14 protein-coding genes and 1 pseudogene are annotated in these 17,052 nt (G+C 68.6%); 8 read left to right on the top strand and 7 right to left on the bottom strand.

Features of this window, described 5'->3' with window-relative positions; genetic code table 11:
• Positions 1–2 precede the first annotated feature (2 nt).
• The 7 genes from IEY88_RS14390 to IEY88_RS14360 all read left to right on the top strand — a co-directional run bounded on the left by IEY88_RS14390 (position 3) and on the right by IEY88_RS14360 (position 8,416).
• Positions 3–2,048: an alkaline phosphatase D family protein gene (locus IEY88_RS14390; RefSeq protein WP_189155189.1), complete on the top strand. Its 2,046-nt coding sequence runs from the start codon at positions 3–5 to the stop codon at positions 2,046–2,048.
• Positions 2,049–2,189: 141 nt separating this feature from the next.
• A complete protein-coding gene (locus IEY88_RS14385; RefSeq protein WP_189155188.1) occupies positions 2,190–3,092 on the top strand; it encodes a phosphate/phosphite/phosphonate ABC transporter substrate-binding protein in 903 nt (300 codons plus the stop codon).
• On the top strand, positions 3,092–3,793 hold the full coding sequence (locus tag IEY88_RS14380) for a phosphonate ABC transporter ATP-binding protein (protein ID WP_189155187.1): 702 nt from the start codon (positions 3,092–3,094) through the stop codon (positions 3,791–3,793). Before IEY88_RS14385 ends, IEY88_RS14380 begins: the two co-directional genes overlap by 1 nt.
• On the top strand, positions 3,790–4,623 hold the full coding sequence (gene phnE, locus IEY88_RS14375) for a phosphonate ABC transporter, permease protein PhnE (RefSeq protein WP_229693374.1): 834 nt from the start codon (positions 3,790–3,792) through the stop codon (positions 4,621–4,623). Before IEY88_RS14380 ends, phnE begins: the two co-directional genes overlap by 4 nt.
• Positions 4,620–5,315: a phosphonatase-like hydrolase gene (locus IEY88_RS14370; RefSeq protein WP_189155186.1), complete on the top strand. Its 696-nt coding sequence runs from the start codon at positions 4,620–4,622 to the stop codon at positions 5,313–5,315. Before phnE ends, IEY88_RS14370 begins: the two co-directional genes overlap by 4 nt.
• A gap of 151 nt (positions 5,316–5,466) precedes the next feature.
• Complete coding sequence (locus IEY88_RS14365) at positions 5,467–6,399, top strand: helix-turn-helix domain-containing protein (protein WP_189155185.1); 933 nt, start codon at positions 5,467–5,469, stop codon at positions 6,397–6,399.
• 214 nt (positions 6,400–6,613) lie between these two features.
• Positions 6,614–8,416: a S8 family peptidase gene (locus tag IEY88_RS14360; protein ID WP_189155184.1), complete on the top strand. Its 1,803-nt coding sequence runs from the start codon at positions 6,614–6,616 to the stop codon at positions 8,414–8,416.
• A 79-nt stretch (positions 8,417–8,495) separates the two neighbouring features.
• On the opposite strand, the gene IEY88_RS14355 is transcribed toward IEY88_RS14360, so the two are convergent.
• The 3 genes from IEY88_RS14355 to IEY88_RS14345 all read right to left on the bottom strand — a co-directional run bounded on the left by IEY88_RS14355 (position 8,496) and on the right by IEY88_RS14345 (position 11,212).
• Entirely contained in the window at positions 8,496–9,362 is an 867-nt protein-coding gene (locus IEY88_RS14355) for an XRE family transcriptional regulator (protein ID WP_189155183.1), read from the bottom strand.
• Positions 9,363–9,452: 90 nt separating this feature from the next.
• A complete protein-coding gene (locus IEY88_RS14350) occupies positions 9,453–10,625 on the bottom strand; it encodes a PrsW family intramembrane metalloprotease (RefSeq protein ID WP_229693373.1) in 1,173 nt (390 codons plus the stop codon).
• Positions 10,622–11,212 carry a hypothetical protein gene (locus IEY88_RS14345; RefSeq protein ID WP_189155182.1) on the bottom strand — a complete coding sequence of 197 codons (591 nt, stop codon included), beginning with the start codon at positions 11,210–11,212 and terminating at the stop codon, positions 10,622–10,624. Before IEY88_RS14345 ends, IEY88_RS14350 begins: the two co-directional genes overlap by 4 nt.
• Before the next feature lie 770 nt (positions 11,213–11,982).
• On the opposite strand from IEY88_RS14345, the gene IEY88_RS14340 reads away from it, so the two are divergent.
• The gene (locus IEY88_RS14340) at positions 11,983–12,222 is read left to right on the top strand and encodes a hypothetical protein (RefSeq protein ID WP_189155181.1); all 240 of its coding nucleotides are present in this window, start codon (positions 11,983–11,985) and stop codon (positions 12,220–12,222) included.
• Between the two features lie 253 nt (positions 12,223–12,475).
• Here the strand turns inward: IEY88_RS14340 and IEY88_RS44200 are convergent, their stop codons facing one another.
• The 4 genes and pseudogenes from IEY88_RS44200 to IEY88_RS14325 all read right to left on the bottom strand — a co-directional run bounded on the left by IEY88_RS44200 (position 12,476) and on the right by IEY88_RS14325 (position 17,004).
• Entirely contained in the window at positions 12,476–12,778 is a 303-nt protein-coding gene (locus IEY88_RS44200; RefSeq protein ID WP_268241236.1) for a recombinase zinc ribbon domain-containing protein, read from the bottom strand.
• A gap of 104 nt (positions 12,779–12,882) precedes the next feature.
• Positions 12,883–13,059, bottom strand: a pseudogene (locus IEY88_RS44195) (hypothetical protein); the annotation flags it as partial.
• A 1,015-nt stretch (positions 13,060–14,074) separates the two neighbouring features.
• Positions 14,075–15,679 carry a choice-of-anchor M domain-containing protein gene (locus IEY88_RS14330; RefSeq protein WP_189155180.1) on the bottom strand — a complete coding sequence of 535 codons (1,605 nt, stop codon included), beginning with the start codon at positions 15,677–15,679 and terminating at the stop codon, positions 14,075–14,077.
• Positions 15,676–17,004, bottom strand: a complete 1,329-nt coding sequence (locus IEY88_RS14325) for a choice-of-anchor M domain-containing protein (protein ID WP_189155179.1) — start codon at positions 17,002–17,004, stop codon at positions 15,676–15,678. The genes IEY88_RS14330 and IEY88_RS14325 overlap by 4 nt, the downstream gene beginning before the upstream one ends.
• Positions 17,005–17,052: the final 48 nt, after the last annotated feature.

The raw sequence follows: 17,052 nt of genomic DNA, 5'->3' as shown, positions 1-17,052 counted from the left end.
ACATGACCAACGAAGGATTCCACCGCAGGTCGTTCCTGGTCGGGGGTGTCGCCGCGGCGCTCACCGCGACCACCGCCGGCACCGCCGGGGCTCAGGCGCCGCCGACCGCGGCGGTGCTGGAGTTCACCGACCAGTGGACGAAGGCGACCGGTCTGGCGGAGTTGTTGCGCCGCGCGGGTTTCACGACCGTGCCGCTGGACATCGCGAAGCCGCCCACCGCCCAGAACGTGGACCTGATCGCGTTCGGGAGCTTCACCAACAACGACTCCCGCTACCTGAATTACACCTCCACCCATGCGGCCGCTCTGCGCGAGTTCGCGGCGACCGGCCGGGTCGTGCTGGACCTGGCGCAGTCCGACCAGTACGGGGCCGCCGTCGCCTACCTGCCGGGCGGAATGGCGGCGGTGCGCACCGACTCCGACTACGACACGGTCTTCCCGACCGCCGCCGACCATCCCCTGGTCGCTGGTCTGCGCGTGTCCGAGGGCCGGCTGTTCACCGGACGTGCCACGGCGATCCGGGTCAGCTGGGAGACCGTCCGCTCCTGGAGGTCGATGCGGGTGCTGATGGCGTGCGCGGCGACCGGTGCGCCGCCGTGCCTGCTGGAGGGCGCGCACGGGGCCGGCCGGTTCCTGGTGAGCAGCCTGACCGTGGACAAGTGCTTCGACACCACCGGAACGGCCGTGCAGCCCGCGGCTGCGGTGGCGGACAGCGTCGCGTTCTTCACCAACCTCGCCGGCTACGTGCGACGGGTCCGGGCCGGTACCGCACCCGCGGTCGTGCCCACTCCAATGCCCGCCGAGGCCGCGGTCGGCCCGCTGACCGGCCACGTCGACGAGACCAGCGCACGCCTGTGGGCACGTCCCGGGCTCGATCCGGCGTCGTTCCCGGCCTGGGTCTGCACCGTGCGCGCCGGGACCACGACCAAGACGGTCACCACAACCCTCGCCACCGCCAACGACAACACGCTGCTGGCGACCGTGACAGGTCTGCGCGCCGCGACCCGCTACGAGTACTCGATCGCCCCGCAGGGCGGCGCGGCCGGTTTCGTGCCGCTCACCGGCTCGTTCACCACGGCACCGGCGGCAGGCACGCCCGCGATCGTCACGATGGGACTGGGCTCGTGCGCACCGTCCACACCGAACACGGTGTGGACGCGGATCGTGGACGAGGGCTGCGACAGCTTCGTCATGCTCGGCGACACCCCCTACGTCGACTCCCCCGACCTCGCCGTGGCCCGCACCAAGCACCGGCAGTTCCTGGCCCAGCCCGAGCTCGCCCGGATGGTGCGCTCGATGCCGGTCTGGGGCACGTGGGACGACCACGACTTCGGCGGCAACGACTACCACGGCGACTACAGCGCCAAGGCCAACAACCGGGCCGCGTTCGTGGACTACCGGGCCAATGCCACCTTCGGCCACGACGCGAACGGCGTCCAGCTCACCACCCGCGGTGCCGGGCAAGGTGTCTACACCTCGTTCCGCCGCGGCCCGGTCGAGGTGTTCCTGCTCGACCCGCGCTGGTTCAGCCGCACCGAACCCAGCTGGGCCGACCCCGCCAAGACGACCTGCCTGGGCCGGGTGCAGTGGGACTGGTTGCGCGACCGGTTGCGCCGCAGCACCGCCACCTTCAAGGCCCTCGCCACCGGAATGATCTGGGACGACAAGGGCAACGCCGAGAAGGACGACTGGGAGACCTACGCCCACGAGAAGAACGCGATCCTCGACTTCGTCACCGCCGAGCGCATCCCGGGCTGCTTCCTCGTCGGCGGTGACATCCACGTCTCCCGCGCCCTGAACTACGGCCCACGCGTGGGCTACGACCTGTGGCAGTACATCGTCAGCCCACTGCACAACAGCACCATTCCGAGCCTGAACACCCCGCATCCCGCTCTCGTGCACAGCGCCGTCGAACCGCACGTGTTCCTCAAGCTGGTGGCCGACACCACGGTCTCCCCGGCCACGCTGACCGCCACGTGGATCAACCGCGAGGGCCGCCGGCTGTTCGAGGTGCGCCGCACGGCCACCGACCTCGGCCACCCCGCCTGACCCACCGGCCTACGCCAGGTGAACAGGCGATGACTTGTCAATACAAGTATTGACCGGTCGCGCGTCGACTTGCGACCGTTCCTGCCGGGCCCGCCGCCGCGGCAGGTTCCCCCTCCCCCATCGTCCTGACCGGAGCCCACCGTGTCCGTCCGCCGTTTCGCCCTCGTGGGCGGCCTCACCGCCGTCCTCGCTCTCACCGCCTGTGGCGGCCCCGCCGACAGTGCCGAGTCCGCCACCTGCCCGAACGGCACGATCCGCTTCGGCGTCGAGCCGTTCGAGGACCCGGCACGCCTCACGCCGGCCGCCAAGGTCCTCGCCGACGCGCTGTCCAAGACCCTGAACTGCCCGGTCGACCTCACGATCACCGAGGACTACTCCGCCGAGGTCCTGGCCATGCAGAACGGCCGGCTCGACATCGGCATCTTCGGCCCGCTCGGTTACGTGTTCGCCAGCAAGCGCGCCAAGGCCGAGGCCGTCGCGTCCTTCGGCGAGTCCGACGGGAAGCTCTCCAGCTACACCGCGGGCATCTGGGTGCCCGCCGGATCCGACATCACCTCGATTCCTCAGCTGCGCGGCAGGTCGCTGGCACTGGGCTCGGTCGGCTCGACCTCCGGCGACGCGCTTCCCCGCAAAGCGCTGCGGGACGCGGGCATGGCCGACTCCGACCTGAAGCTGACCTACGCGGGCGGTCATCCCGAAGCACTGCTCGCCCTGGTCAACGGTGCGGTCGACGCCGCCGAGATCAACTCGCAGCAACTGGGCAGCGCCACCGCCGCGGGCACCTTCGACCAGTCGAAGTTCAAGCGCGTGTGGACCTCCGAGCCGATCCCGAACGACCCGATCACCGTGCGCGGCGACCTGCCGCAGGAGTTCAAGACCGCGGTGAAGGACGCGCTGCTGAAGCTGCCGCCGGACGCGGTGGCCGAGATCGGCAAGCTGCTGGACGTCGACCCGCCCGGCCCGCTGGTGGCCGTCGACAAGTCCACCTACCAGCCGCTGTTCGACCTGGCCGAGACCATGGGCCTGACCGAGGCGGACATCTGATGCTGGCACTGTCCGGGATCACCGTCCGCTACGGCGAACGTCCGGTGCTGCACGGCGTGGACGTCACCGTGAGCCGGGGCGAACTGCTCGCCGTGCTCGGCGCCAACGGCTCCGGCAAGTCCACGTTGCTGCGTGCCGCCGCGGACCTGGTGCCCGTGGCCGCGGGGCAGGTGACCGTGGACGGGGGTCCCCGCGACCGGCTCGACCTCGCGCTGGTGTTCCAGCGCATCCACCTCGTGCGGCGGCGCAGCGTGCTGGACAACGTGTGCGCCGGGGCGCTCGGCCGGCTGCCGCTGCGCTCGTCGCTGCTCGGTTTCCCGCGCGAGGTGCGCGAGGAGGCGATGGCCTGCCTGGAACGGGTCGGGCTGGCCGACCGCGCCCACGACCGTGCGGGCAGCCTGTCGGGCGGACAGCAGCAGCGGGTGGCCGTGGCGCGCGCGTTGTGCCAGCGGCCGCGCGTCGTGCTGGCCGACGAACCGGTGTCCGCGCTGGACCCGGCCGCATCCGAGCAGGTGCTCGCGCTGCTCGCCGAACTGGCCCACGTCGAGGGCCTGGCCGTGCTCGCCGTGCTGCACCAGCCCGCGCTCGCCGCCCGTCACGCCGACCGCGTTGTCGGCCTGCGCGACGGCCGGGTGGTTCTGGACGGACGCCCCGACCAGTCCGTCGACTCCCTCTACCAGGTTCTGGAGCCCGTGTCGTGACCACTGTGGACGGTGTGCGCCGCCTGCCGGTGCCACCCAAACCCCGCCGCCCCAAGGCGATGCTGATCGGCTGGGCCATCGCCGCGGTCGTGGTGGCCGCGCACACCGTGGCGTGGGAGACGACCGGCATCTCCCTCGGCGCGCTCGTGGACGGCTGGCGCGGCATGGCCGACTTCCTCGGCGAGGCCATACCGCCTGATCTGTCCTGGAAGGTGCTCGGCCCCAGCCTGGACGCGGCCCTGGTCACCCTGTGGATCGGGTTGCTGGGCACCACGTTGTCGGTGCCGATCTCCCTGCTCCTCGCCCTGCTCGCGGCCCGCGGCACGGCTCCGGCGGAGTGGGTCTACCAGGCGGCGCGCGCCGTGTTGTCGTTCCTGCGCGCCGTACCGGACGTGGTGTTCGCGCTGATCTTCGTCACCGCCGTCGGCCTCGGCCCGTTCCCCGGCGTGCTCGCCCTGGTGTGCCACAACGTCGGCGTCATGGGCAAGTTGTGGGCAGAGGCCCTGGAGGACGCCGACCCCGGCCCGCCGCAAGCCCTGCGGTCGGCGGGCGCGAACCGCGTCCAGGTCGCCGCGCACGCACTGTTGCCGTCGGTGCTGCCCCAACTGGCCGGTCTGCTGATGTACCGCTTCGACGTCAACGTCCGCTCGTCGCTCGTGCTCGGCCTGGTCGGCGCGGGCGGCATCGGATTCCTGATCAACCAGTCCATCAAGCTGTTCAAGTTCGACGAGATGCTGACCCACATCCTCGTGGTCGTCGTGCTCGTCGTCGCGGTCGACCGGCTCTCCGCCGTCGTCCGCCGCAGGCTGTCCGAAGGGGACCACGCATGATCGCGCTCGCCGCGCTGGACATCGCAGGCACGACGGTGGACGAGGGAGGCGCGGTGTACCGCGTGCTCACCTCCGTCGTGACCGACCACGGTGTCCCCGACGTCGACGTCCGCCCGTGGATGGGTGCCGACAAGCGCGAAGCCCTGGCGGCGCTCACCGGCGACCAGTCCGCTGTGGACGATCTGCACGCCGAGTTCGTCGCACGCCTGCAGGCCGCCTATGCCGCCACCCCACCCGTCCCGCTGCCCGGCGTACCCGAGGCATTGGCCGCACTGCGTGCCACCGGCGTGCGGGTCGTGCTCACCACGGGCTTCGACCGGACGATCACCGACCCGTTGCTGGACGCCGTGGGCTGGAAGGCCGGAGAGCACCTCGACGCCGTCGTGTGCGCCTCGGAGGTCGGCGGCGGCCGCCCGCGACCCGACATGATCCATCGGGCGATGGAGCTGACCGGCGTGACCGACCCCGCGCGTGTCCTGGTCGCCGGCGACACCGTGCTCGACGTGCGCGCCGGCCTCGCCGCCCGCGCCGGGATCGTCGTGGGCGTCCTCACGGGCGCCCAGACGCGAGCGGAACTGGAAGCCGAGCACCCGACCCACGTGCTGGCCGGGGTGCGCGACGTCCCGTCGCTGCTCGCCGGGCGGCAGCGGTCCCCTCTCGCGGGGAGCGACTCGATTTCGTCATGCGGGTGACAGCCCCTGCGGCGGCTCACGTCCTGGCCTCTACCGATTTACCGTAACTGTAGATTTTGCGGCCAATGGTTTTCGTTGACCGACGCCCATCTGCGCGGCACAGTGCGAAGAATTGTTTCCACGGTGCTTGTTGAGACTGGGAGGTTGATCGATGAGTGGCGAGCAGGGATTGCTGCCCGCTGCGCGCGAAGACATGGCGGGCGTTGACCGAGCCATCGACACCGAATTCGCCGCGGCACTCCGCGCGGCCATGGGCCGCCGCGGTCTCACGCTCGACCGGGTACGTCAACGGCTGGCCGACCGCGGCATGAAAGTCAGCCTGAGCACGCTCAGCTACTGGCAGAACGGCCGAAGCCAACCCGAGCGCGACTCGTCGCTGAAGATCGTCGACGCGCTCGAGCTCCTCCTCGACCTGCCCGACGGCACATTGCGGCAGTCACTGGGGCCGCGTCGCGCCCGTGGACAAGCCGGCGGCGGCCAGGACAACCTCCTGCTGGCCTTGGACACACGGGCGCTGGGACCGGAGTTCGCCGACCTGAACCGCGGCCTGCGTCAAATGATCACGCACACGACCGTGTGGCTGAACGAACACAGATCCATCAAGTGCACCAGCACACGCACAGTGCTGCGCGCTCTCCGTGACGGCGTGGACCGCATGATCGTGCTGCGCGTTCACGAGGAGTCCGCTCCGATCCTGCCGGAGGTCGTCGTGCGATTCGGCAGGCTCGGCGAACTGACGTACCTGCCGCACTTGCGCTGCACGGCGGCGGAGATCTTGTTCGACAGGCCGCTCCCCCGCAACGAAACGGCGGTGGTCGACTACGACTTCGTCGCCGGTGCGACGCCCAGGACCGACCGGCACTACCAGCGCAACATTCGGACAGGTCTGCGGGAATCCTTGATCCACGTGGTGTTCGACCCAGCCGCGCTGCCTGCCGCGTGCCACCGCTACCACCGCACCGCCCATGACTCAGGGAAGCTGCACCTCGAGCGCACTCCCCTGGACGGCGCCCACTCGGTCCACACACTCGTCAGCAGATGGCGTGTGCCCGTTCACGGCATCTCGTGGGAATGGCCGGACTAGGCGGCTCACGTCGATCAGCGCGGCGCCCTGAAAGTCGAAAAACTCAGTCAAGCGAACGGTTGTTGTCGACCTGTGGTCGTCAATAACATGCTCCATGCGCACCGGCGCCGATCAGGGTGTCCGTGAATTCATCATTTCCGCCGCGTCCCTGCAAATATGCGGGGCGGAAGCCAGGAGACAACACGTGAAAACAGTGACGCGCAAATTAGTGACGATGGTCGCCGCAAGCGCGACGCTTGTCGGTGTGGTCGCCACGATGGCCACGACAGGTGCTGCCGCCGCGCAGCCGGTCTCGACCTCGGGTGCCGTCGAGACCGAGCGCGTCGTGGTGACCTACAAGGACACCACCATCGCGGCTCGCTCGAACCCGGCCGCCGTGGCGGACGCGGCCGACAAAGCCGTCGAGTCCGGCCAGACGGTGCGGTTCGAGAGGCGCCTGCCGACCGGCGACGCCGTCTTCAGCCTCGGCGGCATGAAGCCCAAGGCCGAGGTGGGCAAGGTGATGGCCGAGTTCCGGGCGGACCCGAACGTCACCGCTGTCGAGCCCGAGATCACGATGCACACGACGGCGGTCGACGTGCCGCCCAACGACACCGAGTACGCCAAGCAGTGGGATCTGTTCGAGCCGCGAGGCGGGATGAACGTTCCTGCAGCGTGGGCGAAGTCGACCGGCCGTGGCGTCAACGTGGCCGTCATCGACACCGGCTACGTCCGGCACAGCGACCTGCAAGCCAACGTCGAGGGCGGCTACGACTTCATCGGCACCGCCGAGCGGGGCCGCGATGGCGATGGCGACGACCCGAACCCCGCCGACGAGGGTGACTGGGAGGCGGCGGGCGAGTGTGCCCCCGGTAGCCAGGCCGGCGACTCGTCCTGGCACGGCACCCACGTCGCGGGCACGATCGCGGCGGTCACCGGCAACCGCAAGGGCATCGCAGGCATCGCACCCGACACGAAGATCACCCCCGTCCGGGTCCTGGGCCCGTGCGGCGGCAGCAGCCTGTCCATCGCCGTCTCCATGCTGTGGGCGGCAGGCATCCCCATCGAAGGCGCGCCCACCAACCCGAACCCGGCCGAGGTCATCAACATGAGCCTCGGCGGCGCATCGGCAGGGTGCCCCGCGTACTACCAGCGCACCATCGACCGCGTCGTCGCCAGGGGCGTCACCGTCGTCGTCTCCGCCGGCAACGGCAACACCGACGCGTCGCAGTCCACCCCGGCCAACTGCAACAACGTGATCACCGTCGGCTCCAACAACCGCGAGGGCGGCCGGGCGTGGTACTCCAACTACGGCTCCAAGGTCGAGATCAGCGCCCCCGGTGGCGAGACCCGCCGGGCCACCGACACGCCGGGCACCATCACCACGCCGCAGAACGGCATCCTCTCCACGCTCAACGCGGGCAAGACCAGGCCGGCGGCCGAGACCTACAAGCCGTACCAGGGCACGTCCATGGCCGCTCCGCACATCTCCGGCTTGGTCGCGCTGATGAAGTCCGCCAAGCCCAGCCTGACCCCTGCGCAGATCAGCGACCTCATCAAGGCCAACGCCCGCCCCATGGCCGTGTCCTGCCCGCAGGGTTGCGGCGCGGGCATCGCCGACACCGCCAAGACCCTTGCAGCCGTTGCCGGCGGCGGCAGCGGTGGTGGCACCAACCCCGACCCGTCCACGCCGACGACCTACACGAACACCACCGCGACGGCCATCCCCGACAACGGCCCCGCGGTCACCTCCACCATCTCCGTCACCGGCCGCACCGGCAGCGCTCCGGCGAACACGAAGGTCGCCGTCGACATCAAGCACGCCTGGCGCGGTGACGTTGTCATCGACCTCGTCGCTCCCGACGGCAGCGTCTACAACCTCAAGCCGTCCTCCGGTTCCGACAGCGGCGACGACATCAAGACCACCTACACCGTCAACGTCGCCGGTGAACAGGCCAACGGCACCTGGAGCCTGCGGGTCCAGGACACGGAGGACTACCTGGCAGGCACGCTCAACTCCTGGGCGCTGACGATCTAGCACCGATGCCGTGCGGTCAGGTCTTGGCCTGACCGCACGGCGCTCGTCCACACGAACGATCGGTCCAGCCCGGCTGCCCTCAGACCGGCCAGTCCCAGGCCAGCCCGTGGATTCCCGGGTCAACCCTGGAAACGAGCAAGTGCGCAGACCCGAACGAATCGAGACCGACTCGCCGCACACGCTGCTCGGCGCCGTCGTCGTCGGCACGGAAGAAACTGCGACACCACTCCGGCCGCGCGCTCGGGTGGAACACCACGTGCAGCAGCCACTCGTTCAGCGGGTGAACGAACCGCCGCGTGCATTCCGGCTTGGACGCCTGACTCCCGTCGAACTCCTGCTCGTAGTGCACGATCGCGGTTTCGTTACGAGCCAGCGTGCAACCGAACCTCATCTCCACGACCACACACCCCGCGGCGGGTACCGTCCGAACCTCTCCCAGATGTCCGGTGTGGATGGTGACCCGAGGTGGACGGGTCACGTCGTCGGCGGTGACCACGTGGTGCACCGACTGGAGATCGTCGCGAGTAGCCCGCACCACCATCGTCGTCTCCACGGACGTGCTGGCGCGGTCGGCCCCGACCCTGATCAAGTCCTTCACCGACACCAGCCGCACATGAGACCGATACCGCTCGTACTCGTCACCGAGAGCGCGCTCCAGCGGAGAGACGGGCTCCCGGCCGCCTGCTCCACCGACCCGACCCCGAGGCCGGGTCGAGCGCAACCGGGAACTCAAGGTCCCCGGCGCGACAGCGAGGATGCGCTCGAGCGCCGGGATCGCCTGCAGCGACGCAGGTTGCTCAGGCTGACTCCTACCGCGCTGCCACGTGCTCAGCGTGGCGATGCTGACCGAGAAACCCTGATCCGCGAGTTTGGCGTGCACCCGTTCCAACGACAGCCCCGTGCGAAGGCGCGCACACCGGAACGCCTCGGCGAAGGAGTCGGTCATCGGCGCCTCCCATGTCCTCGCAATCGCGCCAGGCCACTATAGGTGCCGTTCGAACCGGCACCAGGAGACGATTGTTCTCGGCTTCCGCTGCTAAGCCGCCGCGCGCTGGTCAGTGGTCAGCGCGGTCAGTCGGGCACGGGCGCGGTGCACGGCGTACTCGTGGTCGAGGAGCTTGACGCCTGCGCCATATCGTCCGTGGTACATCACCAAACGCACTTGTTCACGCTGCAACTCGCGCAGGGCCTTCGCGGCCTTGCTTCCCTTGGCCTTCTTCAACTCCTTGCGGGCGTGGAGACGCCGGCGCAGGGAGGGCAGGTCCTCTCGCTCCGCCGGCGTGATGAGGTCGTCGGCGACGAGGTGATCGGCCAGAACCTTCAGGTACGTGCCCTCCTCCTTTCCGGCGAGCCGCCAGATGAGGTAGCCGACGATCGCGACCGGCACGGCCTTGATGAAGATCGAGGGGAGGAACCCGAGGTCGGTGAAGAACGGCGAGTTCCAGAAGAAGTGCAGCGACCACGCCGCCGCGAACGCGGCGACAGCGACGGCGACGCGCTGGACGAAGGGCTTGTGACGGCGCGTGAGGAAGTAGCCGATGCCGAACGCGGCGACGGAGGTGAACATCGCGTGGCTCCAGATACCGCTGAGAATTCCGCGGGTGCCCAGCATGAGCGCGACGGGCAGCACCTCGTTGTCCATCGGGAACGCGATCGCGGTGTTGATGCTGTAGGACATGTCTTCCAGGACCTGGAAGCCCAGGCCGACCATCGCACCGGTCGCGACCACGGACAGCAGGGTCGGGAACTGGTTGCGCGCCACCAGAACCAGCAGGACCACGCCGAGGAGCTTGAGGGGCTCCTCGACGGTCGGGCCTGCCAGGGCGGGCCCCCAGTCGGCGGCGTACTGCGGTCCGCCGAGCTTGGACGCGAGGGAGAAGATGGCGCTGTTCGCGGACACGGCCAGATAGGTCGCGGCGAATCCGCCCCAGGCGAAAGCCAGCACGAACCCCAGCGGCGGATGTTGCTCGAACAGGTCCAGCGACCGGAAGAACAGCAGTACCGGAATGGTGTAGAGCGTCCACAGCACGACGCCGAACAACACCGCCACGGGCACGATGCGGTAAGCGGTGAGCAGCTGGGTGGCTTCGAAGAACAAGCCGTTGGCGATGAAGAACACCATGACCCAGAACGCCACGCGCCGGGGCTGGAAGAAGCTGTCGACGCCGACCGGCGCAAGCAGGTCGGGAGTGTTGTTGGCCTGCGTCACGGACGGGCTCCCGTCATCCGGATGCTGTTGAGCATCGAGTCGATCGGGCCCGCTGTCTGCTGGTAGGTCTCCGGCGCGCTGGGCCCGAAGGCGACGACGGACACGTTGGCCTGCTCGTCCACCGCGATCCACGCACGGCCCTGGAGGTGCTGGCCGACGTAGGCCAGCGCGACACCGGTGAGCCCGCCGACGGTGTGGAACGAGGTGCCCTCGCCGGTCAGCTGCACGTCACCGCTGGCCGTGATACTCCGCTTGGTGCGTTCGACCTCCTCGGCCGTGGTGCCGTCCCACTCGTTCGCCCGCACCGTGAACGAACCACCCCGCCCCGCCACCTGCGACGCACTGCCCGGCGTGGTGTTCTCGGGGATGATCGACCACCCGTCGGCAGGCACGTAGGTCACCCCCTGACCGACCTCGATGACCGTGCCCGGCTCGACGGCCTGGGCCCCGGAGATGTTGTTGTCGACGACCACCAGTGTGCCGACCAACGCCACGATGACCGCCACCACGATCAGCGATCCCCACCACGTCCGGTAGGGCTCTCGCCGAGGCAATTCGGGAAGCGCCGTCGTTCGTGGACTGGTCACGCAACCACCTCCGTAGTCGATCGGGCGTTCAACCTGAGGGCTTGTCCAGTATGTGCATCGTCAAGAAAACCTGCCAATCGTCGGCATGCCGCTTGCAAATGCAGAGCACGGGCGATGCGAGATGGAATAGATCAATTTCGTCGCCTATAACATGGAGCTGCTCAACTCGCATGACATGCGATCGGCCTCATCCGTCCGAGCGCCTACAGTGCGCGAGGCACCAACATGGCTTAATAGGCCTGGCCTGTGCCACAAGCGGCTTCAGGTTCATACTCTTTGATCAAGCCGCCGAGTATTCGCTGGCGACGTACGGACCCACAGCCTGACCTTGCGAGGGGCGATCGGGTCGCCCTCGGCGTTGTCGTCAGTAGCTGTAGTGGTGCACGTAGCGGTTCAGCGCTGACTTGAGGTGAAGCTTGTCGATGATCAGCAGCCGATCTGTGGACTCACGTCCAACGGAGACCAGTTGCGCCTCGGCGTCAAGTGGGTGTGGCCGAACGAGACCACCGATGTGATGAGCGTTGCGCGTGGCGAAACAGCATCCGCTCAGTTAGGGATGACGACCCTCATGAATGACTCCGCCCAGACGGGCCTGTCGACTTATGGCGAGGCGTTCTATCCGGCCAGGTTCGAGAAAGTGAAACCGTGCCCGCAGGGTGCTTCGACGACGAGCGACTTACGGGTGCGTTGCTCAGAAACTACTGACGAAAAGTTGAGCCCTCGTCCGCACTACAGCCGAGGCGACCGGCAACGACGGGTACGACGTGCGTGTGGGGATCGAGTGGACGGGCGATCAGCCGCTGACGATCTTGGTTACCGAGAACGTCGGACTCCCCTATGACGGTGCTTCCAAACCGCTGCACCGCTACACGCCCATCGAGGTCACCGTAGACGTACGCGAGCCCGACCTGGGCTACTCCTGGCGTGTTCACGATCTCGCCCAGGACTGCGTAAACCAGGTCGGCGTCTCCTACTTGTGTACGATCCACCCACCAAAGCGGAACGAATAGAAGTAGCCGAAGGTGCCAATTAATAAAATGGCCCTCTATTTCGGCGGCGAGCTATCCATATCCACATGAACACACAAACCGCGCAAGGTTGCTACCCACAAGTGTCCGAGTCCCTCTTCGGACATTCCCTTACCCCACGGGATTCACCAGAATCCCATGGGGTGATTCATATTTCGGCCACTTACGTCAGCACACCCCTCCAACGCGAGCACTGGCTGAATTGGGTGACGAGCAGGTTCCACAGTTTTCAGCGTTAGTCGGTGCGGGGGCGAATTTCACGACGCCGGTCGTCATAATGAATCTGCAAACACTGCTCGCGGACGTGATCGACCAACTCCTCACCCGCGCCTTCCTCCACGGGTCCAGCGGTCCACCCGAGTAGGTGTGGCAGTGCCTCGAGCAGGCGGTCTTCTCGGACGTAGAGGTTCCGTGGTTCGCCGTCGGAACGTCGCTTGGCGCTGGTAAAGCCGTGTCGGCATCGGTAGCCCGCTCGCCCATGAACCCAGTGCCCGTCCATCCGCCGGCCACACAGCCCACACACGACGAGCCCAGCCAGCCGATAGCGCCGAACTCGCCGTCCTTGGCAGGCTTCGCCACCCGCATCCCCTGCACCGCGACGAACGTCTCGTCATCCACGAGAGGGTCGTGCGCGATTCGCTCGGACACCTCCCACCCGTTGACCGGGTTCCGCCGCAGCGCTCCCGAGCCACGGCCGCCGGCACGTCCGTGGCCGGTTGTGCTGCTTCGGTTCCACACCTGTCGGCCGGTATAGCGCGGGTTCTCCAGAATCATCGCCACCCGTTCGCACGATCCACGGCTCCCCCGACCTATGCGCATTCCGCTCCGGGTCAGCACCCGACGGACACACCACTCCACGCTCGTTGAGCTCTCGTGTCAACGACGCCACCGTGCGACCGCGAGCGCGTTCGGCGAACATCCACCGCACCCACGGCGCAGTCACTGGATCCGGCGCCAACACCTGCACCCGCCTACCCCACCGCCCATGCACAGGATTGGGATGCCGACCACCATCAACAAGCCGATACCCATACGGCGGACGGCCACCCAGAAACCGGCCCTCCACACGAGTCTGCGCCCGCATCGCCGCCAGAACCCGCTGCCGCGCCCTCGCCACCTCACGCTGCGCCTGCGCACCCAGCAACACCATCAACGCCTCGTGCACCGGACTGCCGAGTTCCACCGGACCGCCAGCCTCCGGCAGCCACACCGCAACCCCCAGCGCATTGAGCCCTGATACCACTTCACGGAACTGATCACCGTGAAACGCCCGCTCGTACTCGCCTACGACGACCGCGTCGAAATCACGACCAGGGTCCGCGGCAGCAGCCAGCAACGCTGCAGCCTCCGGACGGTCCTGCCACAACCACCGCCGTCCGACACCGCACGCTGCCACGCACGAGAAGTCCGCAGATCCTGGAACGTGCTCGTCGACATCCGGCCATAGAACGCAAAGCGCAAGCCAGGCTCGCCCGACGGCACCACTGGACCGCGAGGTCGAGTCAACGCGGTGATCAGTTCGGCATTCGTCAACGTCGCCACCGTCAACCCCCTTGGTCAGAACCGAGACCAAAGGCCGAAGGCATCGTGACGACAGCATGCCCATCTCCACCCGGACAGCCCAAAAGCGGAACCGCTGAGATTCGAACCAGCAGCCGGTCGTCTACCGACCGCCAACTACGCGATGCGGACTCTGGTCGCCGTGGCAGGTAGAGCAACATTGCGTCGCTACCTATTCGCAGCGGCACGCCGCCGGTAGAGGCATCCGCGAAGACGTTCACGACGCGGGAGCAACCAACACGCGGTTCGCAGCCTGGTGAGCCGCGCCCAGGGCTCAGTGGCGGCGCCGGCGGCTGAGCAGCAGGACGGCGACTCCACCGGTGGTGAGCAGAGAGGCCAGGAGAACTGCTGGGCCGAGACCACCGACGCCGGTTGAAGCCAGGCCGGCACGAGGAGGCACGAGCGCGGTAGTGGCGGAAATCGGCATGCTGGGCGCTAGGGTCGTCGTGGTCGGCGGTGCGCATGAGCGTCCGGCGGTGGGGTCCACGGCGCCCACGGCGATGGTGAAGACGTCGGTGTCAGTGGCGGTGCGGCCGTCAGCGAGGGTGGCTGTGACGTCGACGGTGACGCGGTAGGTCCCCTCGGTGCCGAAGGCCCAGTTGGCGTGGGCATGGGTGCCCAGCGGAACGGTGATGGCGTCTGGAAGGCCGTTGGCCGAGTCGGCCAGGACGGTCGGGGTGAGGCCGGTGAGGAACACCGCCATGCGGCCTGGACCGTCCACTGCGGACACTCGAACGCTGACGTCGCCAGAGATGTCCTGCGGGTTCAGGGACTCGGTGTTCCACCCCGCCCAGACGATGCCGGGGATCTGGGTCTGCGGGATGAGCCACACGGGTGCGCCGGGTGTGCCCAGGAAGTCGTAGGCCGGGTCGTTCGGCACGGTGTTGCGGGCCGCGGGAACGAGGTGCAGCACCACGTCGGAAGGATCGCGCCACACCGCCGCGTCCGGCCCAGCGGTGCCGTCCTTGACCTCGGTGCGCAATGCGCCTTCACGGAGACGTGGGGCGATGAGGTCGACATGGCCATCGTTCAGCACGACGCATGAAGCCGGGGGGACGGTTGTTGCTGTCGTCGAGGCAGTCGTCGTGGCAGCGGAGGTCGTTGTAGTTGTGGTGGCGGAGGTCGTCGTTGTGGTGGTGGTGGTGGTCGTTGTAGTCGTCGTGGTGGTCGGCACGCCTGGCTGGACCGTGCGGGGATCGACGTCGCCAACAGCGATCGTGTAGGTGGTGGTGTCGCGCAGTGGCACACCTGCGGGCGTCGTGGCTTCGACGGTGAACGTGAGGCGGTAGACGCCCTGCGCGGAGAACGTCCAGTTCGCGTGGGCGTGCGTGCCGAGCGTCAGTGGGTGGTGTTGCGGCAAGGGCTGGGCGGTGTCGAAGACTCGCGGCAGCGGCTCTCCGAACGGACCGGACTGGAACACCGTCAGCGTGCCCGGTGCCGGGGCGGCCCGCTGGTCACCGGCGATGGAGTCGAGTGTCCAGCGCACGGAGTTCGGATCCACCTGGCCCGCGGTGAGGGACTCGGTGTTCCAGCCCGCCCAGACGACGTTGGGGTCCTGCACCTCGGGAATGAGCCAGAGGTCGCTGCCCGCAGGTCCCAGGAACGCGTACTCCGGCAGGTCGGGCACCTGGATGCGGGACTCCGGCTTGACGTGCGTGACGACCTGTTCGGGATCGTGCCACGTCGGCGGCATCGTGTTGCCGTCCTTGTAACGCACGTCGAGGACGCCGTCCGTCACGACCGGTGCGAGAAGATCGACGTGACCCTGGTCGACGACGGTGGTGGTGTCCTGGGCGAACGCCGTGGCGAGGGAAAGCGAGGTGAGCGCGACCACCGTCACGGTGGCGAGCGCGGCCCAGCCGCGATTCGAGGTGCTCACGAGGTCTTCTCCTGGACGCGGCGGCGGGTGACGACGAGCACGGCCACACCCGAGGCGAGCAGGGCCAGGCCCAGGCCGGTGACGGCCGACAGGCCGGCGGGACCGGTCGACGCCAGAGTGATGGCGGGGTTGCGGTTGACGGCGCCGGGCTGCTGCGCCGGCGACGACGTGCCGTCGCCGATCGTGAACGTGTAGGTCTCGGTGTCGGTCAGCGGTCCGCCGGCGCCGGGTGCGGTGGCGGTGAACGTGAGGCGGTACCGGCCGGGTTCGGCGAATGCCCAGTTGGCGTGGGCGTGCGTGCCCAGTGGCACGGACTGCGCGTCCGGGAGGCCGTCGGTGCTGTCGAAGAGAACCGTCGGCTCGCCGAACGAGCCGGTGGTGAACAGGCCGAACGCACCAGGCCCCTCGACAGCGGTCAGCGACCACGTCACCGGTCCTGACACGTCTGCCGGGCGCAGTTCCTCGGTGGACCAGCCCGCCCACAGGACGTCGGCCCGCTGGGTCTGCGGCAACAGGAAGACCTGTTTGCCTGCTGCGCCGAGGAAGGCGAGCTGCGGGCTCGCGGGCAGGGCGGTGCGGGACGCGGAGGTGACTTTCAGTTCCACGTCCGCTGGCTCGCGCCACGTCGTGGTGCCGGCGACCGTGCCGTCCTTGACCTGGATGTGCAGTCCGTCCGGCAGCAACCGGGGAGCGACGGCGTCGACGTGTCCCTTGTCGATGACGACGCGACCTGTGGCCGTCGGTGGTTGTTGCGCGGCAGCGAGGATCTGCGGGCTCGGTGCGGCCACCTCGGGCTGGCGAGCCGGCGGGAGGATCTCGGGCTGGGGCGCCGGGGGGAGGACCTGCGGCGCCACTTCGGGGCGAGCCGCCTCGGCGACCGACAGGGCGTAGACGCTCTCGACGGTCAGCGGCCGCCCGTCGAGAGCATGTGCGGTGGCTTCGAGGCGGAGCTCGTGCCCGCCCGGTCCCGGAGGATCGACCTGAAGCGTCCCGGTGGACGCGACAGGAACGGCGACCGGCTCCCCCGCCGGTTTCCCGCTGTCCACAACGGATGCCCGCAGGGTGACCCTGTCGCCGAAGACGGTGCCGGGCTCGATGGAACTGGTGTCCCAGGTCAGCTCGACGGGCTTGGCCGGGTCCGCCGCCTCCACCCGCTGTCGCGCGACGTCGATCTCGAGACGATCTCCGGCCACGTCCAGGACGGCGTCCGCGACAGGGTCACCCGGTTCGGCCGGCTCGGCGAGCGCGGCGGGCGCACTCATCAGCAGTGCGGCGACAACGGCGAACTGTCCCGCCGCGACGCGTGTAGACGCACGCACGCGCATGTGTTCTCGAACCTCCAGACACCGGTGCCGACGGATCGGCGACGCGGA

It is taken from the genome of Lentzea pudingi (genome assembly GCF_014646255.1).
Classification (GTDB): domain Bacteria; phylum Actinomycetota; class Actinomycetes; order Mycobacteriales; family Pseudonocardiaceae; genus Lentzea; species Lentzea pudingi.
Note: the sequence above shows the minus strand (reverse complement) of the source record. Positions and strands in the feature narration are given on the sequence as shown.

Coding starts and splice junctions, on each gene's coding strand:
- IEY88_RS14390 (WP_189155189.1), top strand. CDS start 3: ATGACCAACGAAGGATTCCACCGCAGGTCGTTCCTGGTCGGGGGTGTC.
- IEY88_RS14380 (WP_189155187.1), top strand. CDS start 3,092: ATGCTGGCACTGTCCGGGATCACCGTCCGCTACGGCGAACGTCCGGTG.
- IEY88_RS14370 (WP_189155186.1), top strand. CDS start 4,620: ATGATCGCGCTCGCCGCGCTGGACATCGCAGGCACGACGGTGGACGAG.
- IEY88_RS14365 (WP_189155185.1), top strand. CDS start 5,467: ATGAGTGGCGAGCAGGGATTGCTGCCCGCTGCGCGCGAAGACATGGCG.
- IEY88_RS14360 (WP_189155184.1), top strand. CDS start 6,614: ATGGTCGCCGCAAGCGCGACGCTTGTCGGTGTGGTCGCCACGATGGCC.
- IEY88_RS14355 (WP_189155183.1), bottom strand. CDS start 9,362: ATGACCGACTCCTTCGCCGAGGCGTTCCGGTGTGCGCGCCTTCGCACG.
- IEY88_RS14325 (WP_189155179.1), bottom strand. CDS start 17,004: ATGCGCGTGCGTGCGTCTACACGCGTCGCGGCGGGACAGTTCGCCGTT.